This is a genomic window from Elioraea sp. (assembly GCF_051860475.1).
Taxonomy (GTDB): domain Bacteria; phylum Pseudomonadota; class Alphaproteobacteria; order Acetobacterales; family Acetobacteraceae; genus Elioraea.
The window spans coordinates 23282-35192 of the sequence record NZ_JBHYDW010000029.1 but is presented as its reverse complement, the minus strand read 5'-3'; the positions used below and the strand labels follow the sequence as shown (position 1 = coordinate 35192).

The following is an 11911-nucleotide window of genomic DNA, read 5'->3' as shown; positions in this document are numbered from 1 at the left end:
CGTGCTGGCGCGCCAGGCCGCGGTGGAGCAGGGCGCCACGGAGGCGATCATGGTCGCGCCTGACGGCACCGTCACCGAGGGCGCCTCGACCACGGTCTGGATCGTCGACAAGGACGGGCGGCTCCGCACGCGCGACCTCGGCGGCAACATCCTGCCCGGCTGCACGCGCCAGGTGCTGATGGGGCTCATGCGCGACGAGGGGATCGACTTCGTCGAAGGCCCGTTCAGCGACGCGGACCTCCGCTCCGCGCGCGAGGCCTTCATCACCTCGGCGAGCTCCTTCGTGAAGCCGATCCTCGCGATCGACGGGGCGAAGGTCGGCGACGGCGCGCCGGGGCCGATCACGCGCCGGCTGTTCGACATCTTCGCGCGCCACGTCGGCGGCATGCGCAACGTTCCGCGTGCCGCGTGAGCGGACCGGCCCCCGCAGCGCTCGTCTTCGACTGGGACAACACGCTGGTCGATGCGTGGCCGGGGGTCGCCGGCGCGCTGAATGCCGCGCTCACCACATTCGGCCACAGGCCGTGGTCGCTCGCCGAGGTGCGCAGCCGCGTGCGCCAGTCGCTGCGCGACAGCTTCCCCGGCCTGTTCGGCGAGGCATGGGAGCGCGCGCGCGACGTGTTCTACGAGGCGCTGGAGCGGACCCACCTGCAGCACGTCACGCCGCTGCCCGGCGCGGCGGAGACACTCGCGCAGGCCCGCGCGCTCGGGCTTGCGCTCGCGGTGGTGTCGAACAAGACCGGCCGCTACCTCCGCCGCGAGGCCGAGGCGCTGGGCTGGAGCGGGCATTTCGTCACCCTGATCGGCGCCGGCGACGCCGAGGCCGACAAGCCGCACCCCGCGCCGATCCGGCTCGCACTCCGCACGCTCGGCGTCGCGGCCGGGCCGCGGGTCTGGTATGTCGGCGACACCGCGCTCGACATGCAGGCCGCGCGCAACGCTGGTGTGCTTGCCGTGCTGATCGGCGACGCCGCGCATGACGGCGGGCCGGCCCGCGCGGCTCCGGCCGTGCATCTCGCCGACCACGCCGCGCTCCAGGACCAGCTCGCCCGGCTTGTGCGCGCCTGACCGGGTGCTATATGCCGCGGAGGGGCGTCGCGGAGACGATGTGCCGCGCCGGCTTTTTCCCGGAATCAATGCGACCCGCAACGACAAGCAGAAGAAGGCTCTGGCCATGGCTGAGAAGTCGCAGAACGTACAGGACGTGTTCCTGAACCACGTCCGCAAGAACAAGACGCCGGTGACGATCTTCCTGGTGAACGGCGTGAAACTTCAGGGGATCATCACCTGGTTCGACAACTTCTCCGTGCTGCTGCGGCGCGACGGTCATACCCAGCTCGTCTACAAGCATGCGATTTCGACCGTGATGCCGGGCGCGCCGGTGGTGCTGTTCGACCCCGCCAAGGTCGCCGGCACCGAGGCCGCGCCCGCGAAGGAGCCTGCCCCTGCGCAAGCGTCCACGGCCGACTGACGCGACCCCCGAGCGCCGGGGGCGGCGCGCCGAGCCGTCCGAGCCCGCGCCCGATCCGCGCGCGGCGGCGGTCGTGCTGCCCTGGACCGGCCGCACCGGCGCCGAGGACGACGGCGACGCGCTGCGCCCGGCCGAGGCGCGGCTTGAGGAGGCCTCCGCCCTCGCGGTATCGATCGGGCTCGGCGTGCGCTGGCGCACCATCCTGCCGCTGCGCGCGCGCCGCCCCTCGACGCTGCTGGGCGAGGGCCAGGTCGAGCTGGCCGGCCAGCAGGTGAAGCTGCACGGCATCGCCGTCGCGGTGGTCGACGCGCAGCTCTCGCCGGTACAGCAGCGCAACCTCGAGCGCGCCTGGGGCTGCAAGGTGATCGACCGTACCGGGCTGATCCTTGAGATCTTCGGCGAGCGGGCGCGCACCCGCGAGGGATCGTTGCAGGTCGAACTCGCGCATCTCGACTACCAGCGCACGCGGCTGGTGCGCTCCTGGACCCACCTTGAGCGCCAGCGCGGCGGCTTCGGCTTCCTCGGCGGGCCTGGCGAGAGCCAGATCGAGATCGACCGGCGGCTGATCGGCGACCGCATGGCGAAGATCCGCCGCGAGCTCGATGAGGTGCGGCGCACCCGCGGGCTGCATCGCGGCGCGCGCCGGCGCGTGCCCTATCCGGTGATCGCGCTGGTCGGCTACACGAACGCCGGCAAGTCGACGCTGTTCAACGCGCTCACCGGCGCGGAGGTGTACGCGCAGCACCAGCTGTTCGCCACGCTCGATCCGACCATGCGCGGGCTGAAGCTGCCCTCGGGGCGCAGCGTCATCCTCTCCGACACGGTGGGGTTCATCAGCGACCTGCCGCACCAGCTGGTGGAGGCGTTCCGCGCCACCCTCGAGGAGGTGGCCGAGGCCGACATCATCCTGCACGTACGCGACATCGCGCACCCGGACAGCGCCGCGCAGCGAACCGACGTCATCGCCGTGCTCGACGGCATGGTGAAGGACGGCACGCTGGACGAGGTCTGGCCCGAGCGCACCATCGAGGTGCTGAACAAGGGCGACCTGCTGGACGATGCCGCGCTGAGCGGGCTCGCGGGGCTTGGCGAGCGCGCGCTGCTGGTCTCCGCCCTCACCGGCGCGGGGCTGGATCGGCTGCGTGCGGCGCTGGACGCGAAGCTGTCGGCCGGGCTGCCGGTGCACCGGATCGCGCTCGCCCCGGTCGAGGGCGCGGCGCTCGCCTGGCTCTATGCGCATGGCGAGGTGCTGGACCGGCGCGACAGCGGGGAGGCGATCCACCTCGCAGTGCGGCTCAGCCCCGAGGATCGCGCGCGCTTCGACAGCCGCCGCGCGCGCGAGCCCGGCGCGCACGATTGACGCCAGCGCGCGGCGCTGCTGCGATGCGCGCCCGCATCACCGAAGGAGAGTCATGATGCCGTTCAAGCCGCTCGGAGACCGCGTGCTGGTCGAGCCTGCCGTTGCCGAAACGAAGTCGAAGGGCGGGATCATCATTCCCGACACCGCCGGTGAGAAGCCCACGCGGGGCAAGGTGATCGCCGCCGGCCCGGGCAATCGTGCCGAGGACGGCCGCCTGCTGCCGCTCGACGTGAAGAAGGGCGACATGGTGCTGTACGGCAAGTGGTCCGGCACCGAGGTGAAGATGGACGGCAAGGACTACGTGATCCTCAAGGAGTCCGACATCCTCGGGGTGGAGGGCTGAACACGCCGATCGGCGCGGCGCGCGCGGCCGAGGTCGCCGCGCTGCTCGCCGAGGCGGCCGCCACCGAGATCTGGCCCCGCTTCCGCAACCTGGCCGCCGGCGAGGTGCGCACCAAGACCGGTCCGCACGACATGGTCACCGCGGCCGATGAGGCGGCGGAGCGCGCGATCGAAGCGGCACTCGGGCGGATGTTTCCGGGCGTGCCCGTGGTGGGGGAGGAGGCCGCTGCGGCTGATCCGTCCCTGCTCGCGAGCGTCGGCGCGGCCGAGTCGGTGTTCGTCTGCGATCCGGTGGACGGCACGGCCAACTTCGCCGCCGGTCTGCCGCTGTTCGGCTCGATGCTGGCGCTGATCCGGGGCGGCGAGCCGGTCGCGGCGTGGATCCACGATCCGGTGCTGAAGGACACCGCGATCGCGCTGCGCGGCGAGGGGGCCTGGGTGCAGGGCGCGGACGGATCGCGCCACGATCTGCGCGTCGCCGAGGCGGAGCCGGTCGGGCGGATGGTGGCTGCGGTCAGCCATCGCTATCTGCCGCCGGACCGGGCTGCCATCGTGCGCGGCAATCTCGGCGCCCTCGGCGCGACGTGGGAGCTGCGATGCGCGGCGCATGAGTGGCGGCTTGCTGCCTCGGGCACGCTGCACGGGCTGCTGTACTGGCGGCTCTATCCCTGGGACCACGCGCCGGGCGTGCTGCTGCACGCGGAGGCCGGTGGCTATGCGCGTCGCCTCGACGGCCAGCCCTACCACGCGGGGGTGCATACGGGCGGGCTGCTCGCCGCGCCCGATCGTGCGGGCTGGGAGGCGCTGCGGGCGGCGCTGTTCGCCGCGTGAGCGCAAGCCGGGTGGCGCCCGACCCCGACTACGAGTCCCGCGTGCACGCGAGCTTCGCGCGCCAGAACTTCATGACCCTGCTCGGCGCCTCGATCACCGCGCTCGGCCCCGGCACCTGCGAGATCACGCTGCCGTTCCGGCGCGACCTCACCCAGCAGCACGGCTTCCTGCACGCGGGCGTGGTGGCGACGCTCGCCGACAATGCCTGCGGCTACGCGGCGTTCACGCTCATGCCGGCGGATGCGTCGGTGCTGACGGTCGAGTTCAAGCTGAACCTGATGGCGCCCGCCGAGGGGGAGGCGCTGATCGCGCGCGGCCGCGTGCGCAGGGCCGGTCGCACGCTGACCGTGGCCGAGGCGGAGGTCTCTGCGCGTCGTGATGGCGCCGAGATACCCGTCGCTGTCATGCTGGCGACCGTGATGGCGCTGCACGGAAGCAGCGACGCGCCGAAGGAAACACGCGGATGAGCTGGCTCCCTGCCTCGGACCCCGACTGCCCCGCCACGCCCGACGGCGCGGTGGAGACCGTGATCGTGCCGCGCAGCCACGATGTCGGCGGGTTCGAGGTGCGCCGCGCGCTGCCGAGCGCGAAGCGCCGCATGGTCGGGCCATTCATCTTCTGGGACCAGATGGGCCCGGGCGAGCTGGTGGCGGGGCAGGGGATCGACGTGCGCCCGCACCCGCATATCGGGCTCGCGACGGTGACGTATCTGTTCGAGGGCGGCGTGATGCACCGCGACAGCCTCGGCGTGGTGCAGGAGATCGCACCGGGTGCGGTGAACTGGATGACGGCGGGCAGGGGGATCGCGCACAGCGAGCGCACGCCCGCCGCGTTGCGCGCGAGCGGTTCGCGGCTGTTCGGCATCCAGTCCTGGATCGCGCTGCCGCGCGCGCTCGAGGAGACCGAGCCTGGCTTCGCCCACACACCGGCCGAGGCGCTGCCGACGCTCGAGGATGGCGGCGTGGCGCTGACGCTGGTCGCAGGCTCGGCATTCGGCGTGACCAGCCCCGTGCGGACCGCGTCCGACACGCTCTACGCGGACGTGACGCTTGGCCCCGAGGCGCGCTTCGCACTGCCGCGCGAGACCGAGGAGCGCGCGCTCTACGTGCTTACGGGCGCGGTGGAGATCGCCGGTACGGCCTATCCCTCGGGCCAATTGCTGGTGTTCCGCGCCGGCGACCCGATCCATGTGACGGCCACCGAGCCTGCCCGCGTGCTGGTGCTCGGCGGCGCGGCGATGGACGGGCCGCGCCACATCTGGTGGAACTTCGTCAGCTCCTCACGCGAGCGGATCGAGCAGGCCAAGGCCGACTGGAAGGCCGGACGGTTCGTGCCGGTGCCCGACGAGGCCGAGTTCATCCCCCTGCCGGAGTAGCGCGGCTCAGCGCGCAGCGACCGCCGCGCGGCATTGCTGCAGCAGCGCATCGATACGCGCGGGGTCGAGCTGCGCCGCGGCTGCGTCGCGGCGCGCCTGCGCCGCCAGCACCACGGCAGGATCCGTCGCGTGCCAGAGGGCGGAGTACCCTGCGATGTAGTCCCGCTCCGGCCCAGGAGGCAGCGACCCGGCGAGCGCGGCGAGGTAGGGGGCGGAAGGCCGGTACACCGTCGCCAGGGCGTGCGCCTCCGCCGCGATCCAGGCGCGCTCCTCCTCCGGGAACACAAGCGGCGCCCCGCCGACGAGCAGCGGTTCCGCGGCTCCGCCGGGCGTGACGAGCGCAATGCCGCGCGTCACCAGCCCGTCGAGCATCAGCGGCGTGCCGTCCACCGCGCAGGCGAGACGACAGCGCCCGCCGTGGAGGTCGAAGGCGATGTCACCCCAGAGCCGGGCACGGCCGGGCGGGCCGATGAGGCGGTGGCGCAGGAGATCGACCGCGCGGGGCACCCCGTCGCGCAGCACGCGCAGATGGCGGTGCTGGCGCGGCAGGCTCGACACGGCGGCGACGGCGATCCCGCCGGTCAGGGCGAGGCCGATCAGGATCGGCGCCGTGTTCAGCCAGCGCCCGAACAGCACACCGGGAGACCACACCGCGCCCAGCGCCCCGCCAAGGGTGCGGAAGCCGCGGATCTGATCGCGCGTGATCGCGCCGGCGCCATGCACCTCCAGCCGGAGTCGCGCGCCGTCCCGCAGCACCGTCACATCGCACACCGTCTGCACCGTGCGGAACCGTCCACCGCCGACGGCCTGGCGGCCACAGCCGAGCCCGACCACCTGCACATCCTCCACCCGCGTCCCGAGGCCGAGGGCAAGGCCGGTGTCGAGCACAAGCAGCCGAAGCGGCGGCGCGAGCATCCAGATCACGACCATCGCCGCGGCCGCGCCGCCGCACACCAACGCGAGCATCCAGGTGATCGCGATGAAGAGCCGAGCCTTCCCGGTCGGCCGGCGCTCGGGCGTCGCCCGACGCGCGAGCTGCGTGACGAACGCGCCCTCCGCAGACCATTGTGGTTCGCTCTCGTGCGGCTCGGTGCTGCCAGTCACCGGTTCGTTCCTTCTTGCGGCATGGCAAGGGCGGGGTGTGTGACCGGGATCACACCACTCGGTGGCCCACCGTCGTCAACTCGGCATCATGGACCGGATCGAGACTGGCGACCTCTCCTGGCGGCTCGGGCTCGAACGCCGCTCCGGCACCGAGGCCGCGGTGCTGGAAGGGACCGAGCTCTCCGGTGCGCGGCTTCGCATCATGGTGATGCCGCCGGGCGGCGAGGCGGTGGTGATCGAGATCGAGGGGATGCCCTGGCCGCTCGACGAGCGCGGCACGCACCCGGTGGCCCTGCGCCTCCCCTCGGGCGCACGCTGGCCGGCGCATCTGCGCATGGTGGAGCCTGACACCATGCAGGTCACGGTGCCGATGCAGGGGCAGCGTCTGCTCGCCGCGTTGCGCGCGGCGCGCTGGATCCGGCTCGAGCACCACGAGCACCTGCTGATGCTCACGCTGCCGCCACGCGGTGCCGTCGATGCGCTGCAGACGCTGGTTGTCGGGCGGGAGGCGGCGCCTGCGCCGGTCAGTGTCGTGGCGCCGGGCTGACGGACCGTTCCACCACCAGCGCAACGCCGCCAAGCACCACCGCACCGCCCAGCAGCGTCACGAGTCCGAGGCGTTCGCCGAGCACCAGGATGCCGAGCGCCGCCGCCCAGACGGGCTGGAGATAGCCGACCGTCGCCGCCTGCGCCGCCGGTGCGAGGATCAGCAGGCGCAGGAACAACGCCATCGGCAGCGCGGAGGCGAAGGCGCCAAGCGCAAGCATCACGCCCCAGACGGGCAGGGGCTGCGTCCAGGCGGAGGCCGGCTCGACCGCGCTCGCGAGCAGCCCGGCGGCCACCGCCGCCACCGCCTGCTGCGCGCAGGCGAGCGAGGCCGGATCGGGTGGCCGCATCCATCGGGCATAGACGGTGCCGACCGCGTAGCAGAGCGCCGTGACCAGCATCGCGGCCGCGCCCTCAACCGTGGCGGTCGCGCCGGCGATCGCGTCGGGGCCGATCAGCAGGCCGATGCCCCCGAAGCCCGTTGCCAGCCCGAGCGCGGCGCGCGCGGTCAGCCGCTCGGCGGCGAGCACGCGATGTGCGATCAGCGCGACCATCAGCGGGGTCGCGGCCTGGATCATCGCCGCGAGCGCCGTGTCGATCCGCGCCACGGCCACGGCGGTGAGCACGTTCGGCAACCAGCCATTGGTGGTGCCGAGGATCAGCGCGTCGCGCAGGCGGAACGCGGGTGCGCGGCGCGGACCAAGCGCGAGCCAGAGTGCCAGCGCGACCGCGGCCACACCCGACCGGGCGGCGGCGAGCGCGAAGGGCGGCATCGCCTCGACCACCAGCTTGATCAGCAGGAACGACGAGCCCCAGGCGAAGGAGACCACGCCGAGCAGAAGCCAGATCTGGGATCGGACCGTGCCGGATCCGTCGGACACCGCGATCAGCGGGTCTCGGCCCGCTTCGCCGCGGTCCAGAGCGCCTCCATCTCGTCGAGCGTGGTGTCGAACGGAGATTTTCCCTCACGCGCAAGCGCCTGCTCGATCGCGCGGAAGCGACGCTCGAACTTGCCATTGGCATGGCGCAGGCAGGTTTCAGGGTCGAGCCCAAGCTTGCGGGCGAGATTGGCCAGCACGAACAGCATGTCGCCGACCTCATCTGCGAGGCGATCCGAGGGTGCGCCGGCAGCGATCTCGTCCTGAAGCTCTTTCGTTTCCTCGGCGAGCTTGTCCAGCACGGCGTCGGCCGTCGGCCAGTCGAAACCGACCCGCGCGGCGCGGCGCGCGAGCTTCAGCGCACGGGTGAGCGCGGGCAGGGCGGTCGGCACCCCGTCCAGCACGCCGGTCTCGGCGCGTGTGGCGCGCTCGGCCGCCTTCTGCGCCTCCCAGGCCTGGGTCTGGACGTCCGCGTCCGCGCGGCTCTCGGTGCCGAACACATGGGGGTGGCGGCGCACCATCTTGTCGGCGATCGCGGTGGCGATCGCTGCGAAGTCGAAGCGCCCGTCCTCGGCGCCCATCTGCGCGTAGTAGACGACCTGGAACAGCAGGTCGCCGAGTTCGTCCTTGAGCGCCGTCCAGTCCTGGCGGCTGATCGCGTCGGCGACCTCGTAGGCCTCCTCGATCGTGTAGGGCGCGATGGTGTCGAAGCTCTGCTCCCTGTCCCAGGGGCAGCCGCGGGCAGGATCGCGCAGCGCCGCCATGATGGCGATCAGGCGCAGCGTGGCCGTGCCGGCATCGGCTGGGGGCGTGGAAGGGTCGTCCGGACTCCGCATCATAAAATCCGATAATGGCAATTATGGAAAATCATGCGGGCACCGGAGGGTGGTCGGCAAGCTCCAGCACCAGGCCGTCATGCGCGGGCTCCACACCGGGTGGCAGCTTTGCGGTGAGCGCCCGGTAGTCCAGCCGCTCACTCATATGGGTCAGCACGGCCCGTCGCGGCCCGATGCGCGCGATCCACTCCAGCACCAGCGGCAGGTGCGCGTGGGTCGGATGCGGTGTCTCCTGGAAGCAGCCGACGATCCAGGTATCGATGCCGGCAAGCGCGGCGAACGCCGCCTCGCCCATCCGGACCACGTCGGTCGAGTACGCGAAGGCACCGAAGCGGAGCCCAAGGCTCGGCATGAAGCCGTGGTCCTGGGCGATCGGCAGCACCATCACACCGGCAGCCTCGAAGGCCGCACCGGCGACGACCTCGCGGGGTTCCAGCACCGGGCGATAGTAGCCGTGCCCGTCCAGCGGCAGGAACGCGTAGCCGAAGCGCTGCCGCAACTCGTCCAACGTCGTGCGGTCGGCATAGAGCGGGATCGGTGCCCGCATCAGCCGGTTCACGTAGCGCAGGTCGTCGAGCCCGTTCACGTGGTCGGCGTGCGCGTGGGTGACGATCACCGCGTCGATCCGGCGGACCTCCGCGGCGAGCAGCTGCGTGCGGAGGTCCGGGCTGGCATCGACCAGGATTGTTGCGTTGCCGGTTTCGACCAGGATCGAGCCGCGCAGCCGCCGATTGCGCGGCTCGGCCGGGTCGCAGGCGCCCCAGAGCCCGCCGATCACCGGCACGCCCCCCGACCCGCCGCAACCAAGCACGGTGACGCGCATCAGGAGACGGCTTCGGGCAGGCGCAGCCGCGCGAACAGCCGCGCCGCGTTGGCGGTGGTCAGGTCCGCGATCTCCGCCACCGAGACGCCGCGCACCGCCGCGAGCGCGGCCGCGGTATACGCCACCATGGCGGGCTCGCAGCGCTTGCCGCGGAACGGCTCGGGCGCCAGGAACGGCGCATCGGTCTCGACCAGCAGACGATCCGCCGGCAGGTCGCGCGCGAGCGCGCGCAACTCGTCCGAACGCCTGAAGGTGAGAATCCCCGAGAAACTCACCGACCCGCCGAGCGCCACCCCCGTTTCGGCGAGCGCGCGGCCCGAGGAGAAACAGTGCAGCACGAAGGGGAATGCGCCCCCCTGGTCGTGCTCGTCGCTCAGAATCGCGGCGAGGTCGGCATCGGCGTCGCGCGCGTGGATGACCAGCGGCAGGCCGGTGATGCGGGCGGCGCGGATCTGGCGGCGGAACACCTCGGCGGCGATGTCGCGAGGGGCGCGGTCGTAGTGGTAGTCGAGCCCGGCCTCGCCGATCCCGACCACCTTGGGGTGATCCGCGAGCGCGACGAATTCCGCGACCGGGGGCATCGGCGCCTCGGCCGCCTGGTGCGGATGGATGCCGACCGTGCACCACACGTCTGGGAAGGTCTCGGCGATGCGCTTCACCGTCGCTGCCTGAACGAGCCGCGTGCCGATCGTGATCAGCGTGCGCACGCCCGCCTCGGCCGCACGCAACACGACGCCGGGGATCTCCTCCTCGCGCCAGTGGTCGAGGTGGCAGTGGCTGTCGATCAGCATCACGTCCCCTGCCCCTCACTGTCCTCGACCTTGCGGAACAGCGGCTCGGGCGTCGGCAGGGCGTGGCCACCAGGCAGCGGGCGCGCGAGCGCTGCGAAATCGCGGTCGCGCGCATCCACGCCGAGCTGGTCAAGCAGGTGCGCCATGCTGCGCGGCATCACCGGCTGGAGAAGGGTCGCGAGGTGGCGCAGCGTCTCGGCGAGCGTCCAGAGCACCGTGCCCATGCGCACCGGATCGGCCTTGCGCAGCTTCCACGGCGCCTGGCGGTCGATGTAGCCGTTCGCCTCGCGCACCACCTGCCACGCGGCCTCAAGCGCTGCATGGAACGCCTGCCGCCGCATCTCGACGCGCATCACCGGCAGCAGCCCCTTCGCCTGCGCCAGCAGCGCCTCGTCATCGCCGCTCAGCACATCCGGGCTCGGCAGCATCCCGTCGAGATTGCGCGCCACAAACCCGAGCGTGCGCTGCGCGAGATTGCCGAACTCGTTCGCGAGGTCGATGTTGAGCCGCCGGATCATCGCGCGGCGCGAGAAGTCGCCATCGGCGCCGAACGGGATCTCGCGCAGCAGGAAGAAGCGGAACGGGTCGAGCCCGAACTCGCCGATCACCGCGTGCGGATCGACCACGTTGCCGAGCGACTTCGACATCTTCTGCCCCTCGACCGTCCACCACCCGTGCGCGAACACGCGCTTGGGCGGGGCGACGCCGGCGGACATCAGGAAGGCGGGCCAGTAGATCGCGTGGAAGCGCAGGATGTCCTTGCCGACCATGTGCAGATCGGCCGGCCAGAACCTCCAGCGCGGATCGGTCTCGTCGGGAAAGCCGGCGGCGGTGATGTAGTTCGTCAGCGCATCGAGCCAGACATACATCACGTGGCCGTCCGATCCCGGCACCGGCACGCCCCAGGCGAACGAGGTACGGCTGACCGAGAGATCCTCGAGCCCCGACTTCACGAACGAGATCACCTCGTTCCTGCGGCTCTCGGGCGCGATGAAGTCGGGGTTCGCCGCGTAGAACGCCAGCAACCGCTCCTGCCAGGCGGAGAGGCGGAAGAACCACGACGGCTCCTTCACCCACTCCACCGGCGCACCCGACGGGCCGATGCGCGTGCCGTCGGGCTGCAGCGTCGTCTCGCTCTCGCGGTAGAACGCCTCGTCGCGCACCGCGTACCAGCCGCCGTAGTCGCCGAGATAGAGATCGCCCGCGGCGTGGATGCGCTGCCACAGCGCCTCGCAGGCGCGGTAGTGGCGCGGCTCGGTGGTGCGGATGAAGTCGTCGTTCGAGATGTCCATTGCCGCGGCGAGCGCGCGGAAGTTCTCCGACACCTTGTCCGTGAAGGGCCTGGGCGCCATGCCCGCCGCCGCGGCGGCCTTGTCCACCTTCTGGCCGTGCTCGTCGGTTCCCGTGAGGAAGAACACGTCGCGGCCGTCCAGCCGCATGAAGCGCGCGAACACGTCGCAGGCGAGCGTTGTGTAGGCGTGACCGATATGCGGCACGTCATTCACGTAGTAGATCGGCGTGGTGACGTAGGTGCGGGCGGCGTCTGCCATCGGT

General features: G+C 72.0%; 15 protein-coding genes. 9 read left to right on the top strand and 6 right to left on the bottom strand.

Annotation, left to right across the window (positions count from 1 at the left end):
* From ACTIFU_RS07865 to ACTIFU_RS07830, 8 genes are all read left to right on the top strand, one after another.
* On the top strand, positions 1 to 412 hold a 412-nt coding region (locus ACTIFU_RS07865; protein WP_439577750.1), incomplete at its 5' end, for an aminotransferase class IV.
* On the top strand, positions 409 to 1068 hold the full coding sequence (locus ACTIFU_RS07860) for an HAD family hydrolase (RefSeq protein WP_439577749.1): 660 nt from the start codon (positions 409 to 411) through the stop codon (positions 1066 to 1068). The genes ACTIFU_RS07865 and ACTIFU_RS07860, both read left to right, overlap by 4 nt.
* Before the next feature lie 106 nt (positions 1069 to 1174).
* Positions 1175 to 1471 (top strand): RNA chaperone Hfq, encoded by a 297-nt coding sequence (gene hfq, locus ACTIFU_RS07855; protein WP_439577753.1) that lies wholly within the window; start codon positions 1175 to 1177, stop codon positions 1469 to 1471.
* A 73-nt stretch (positions 1472 to 1544) separates the two neighbouring features.
* A complete protein-coding gene (gene hflX, locus ACTIFU_RS07850; RefSeq protein ID WP_439577748.1) occupies positions 1545 to 2831 on the top strand; it encodes a GTPase HflX in 1287 nt (428 codons plus the stop codon).
* 55 nt (positions 2832 to 2886) lie between these two features.
* Positions 2887 to 3174: a co-chaperone GroES gene (locus tag ACTIFU_RS07845; RefSeq protein ID WP_439577747.1), complete on the top strand. Its 288-nt coding sequence runs from the start codon at positions 2887 to 2889 to the stop codon at positions 3172 to 3174.
* Positions 3093 to 4004: an inositol monophosphatase family protein gene (locus ACTIFU_RS07840; protein ID WP_439577746.1), complete on the top strand. Its 912-nt coding sequence runs from the start codon at positions 3093 to 3095 to the stop codon at positions 4002 to 4004. Before ACTIFU_RS07845 ends, ACTIFU_RS07840 begins: the two co-directional genes overlap by 82 nt.
* Positions 4001 to 4471 carry a PaaI family thioesterase gene (locus ACTIFU_RS07835; RefSeq protein ID WP_439577745.1) on the top strand — a complete coding sequence of 157 codons (471 nt, stop codon included), beginning with the start codon at positions 4001 to 4003 and terminating at the stop codon, positions 4469 to 4471. Before ACTIFU_RS07840 ends, ACTIFU_RS07835 begins: the two co-directional genes overlap by 4 nt.
* Positions 4468 to 5379 carry a pirin family protein gene (locus ACTIFU_RS07830; protein WP_439577744.1) on the top strand — a complete coding sequence of 304 codons (912 nt, stop codon included), beginning with the start codon at positions 4468 to 4470 and terminating at the stop codon, positions 5377 to 5379. The genes ACTIFU_RS07835 and ACTIFU_RS07830 overlap by 4 nt, the downstream gene beginning before the upstream one ends.
* 6 nt (positions 5380 to 5385) lie before the next feature.
* On the opposite strand, the gene ACTIFU_RS07825 is transcribed toward ACTIFU_RS07830, so the two are convergent.
* On the bottom strand, positions 5386 to 6483 hold the full coding sequence (locus ACTIFU_RS07825; RefSeq protein WP_439577743.1) for a hypothetical protein: 1098 nt from the start codon (positions 6481 to 6483) through the stop codon (positions 5386 to 5388).
* Positions 6484 to 6544: 61 nt separating this feature from the next.
* On the opposite strand from ACTIFU_RS07825, the gene ACTIFU_RS07820 reads away from it, so the two are divergent.
* Positions 6545 to 7030, top strand: a complete 486-nt coding sequence (locus ACTIFU_RS07820; protein WP_439577742.1) for a hypothetical protein — start codon at positions 6545 to 6547, stop codon at positions 7028 to 7030.
* Here ACTIFU_RS07820 and ACTIFU_RS07815 read toward each other — a convergent pair.
* Genes ACTIFU_RS07815 through metG form a run of 5 tightly spaced genes read right to left on the bottom strand, consistent with a single transcriptional unit; the run spans position 7008 to position 11907 of the window.
* Positions 7008 to 7910, bottom strand: coding sequence for a DMT family transporter (locus tag ACTIFU_RS07815; protein WP_439577741.1), 903 nt, complete (start codon positions 7908 to 7910; stop codon positions 7008 to 7010). The genes ACTIFU_RS07820 and ACTIFU_RS07815 overlap by 23 nt on opposite strands.
* Before the next feature lie 5 nt (positions 7911 to 7915).
* The gene (mazG, locus tag ACTIFU_RS07810; RefSeq protein ID WP_439577740.1) at positions 7916 to 8743 is read right to left on the bottom strand and encodes a nucleoside triphosphate pyrophosphohydrolase; all 828 of its coding nucleotides are present in this window, start codon (positions 8741 to 8743) and stop codon (positions 7916 to 7918) included.
* Positions 8744 to 8774: 31 nt separating this feature from the next.
* Positions 8775 to 9566, bottom strand: a complete 792-nt coding sequence (locus ACTIFU_RS07805) for an MBL fold metallo-hydrolase (RefSeq protein WP_439577739.1) — start codon at positions 9564 to 9566, stop codon at positions 8775 to 8777.
* Positions 9566 to 10357: a TatD family hydrolase gene (locus ACTIFU_RS07800; protein WP_439577752.1), complete on the bottom strand. Its 792-nt coding sequence runs from the start codon at positions 10355 to 10357 to the stop codon at positions 9566 to 9568. Before ACTIFU_RS07800 ends, ACTIFU_RS07805 begins: the two co-directional genes overlap by 1 nt.
* The gene (gene metG, locus ACTIFU_RS07795; protein ID WP_439577738.1) at positions 10357 to 11907 is read right to left on the bottom strand and encodes a methionine--tRNA ligase; all 1551 of its coding nucleotides are present in this window, start codon (positions 11905 to 11907) and stop codon (positions 10357 to 10359) included. Before metG ends, ACTIFU_RS07800 begins: the two co-directional genes overlap by 1 nt.
* Between the last annotated feature and the right edge of the window lie 4 nt (positions 11908 to 11911).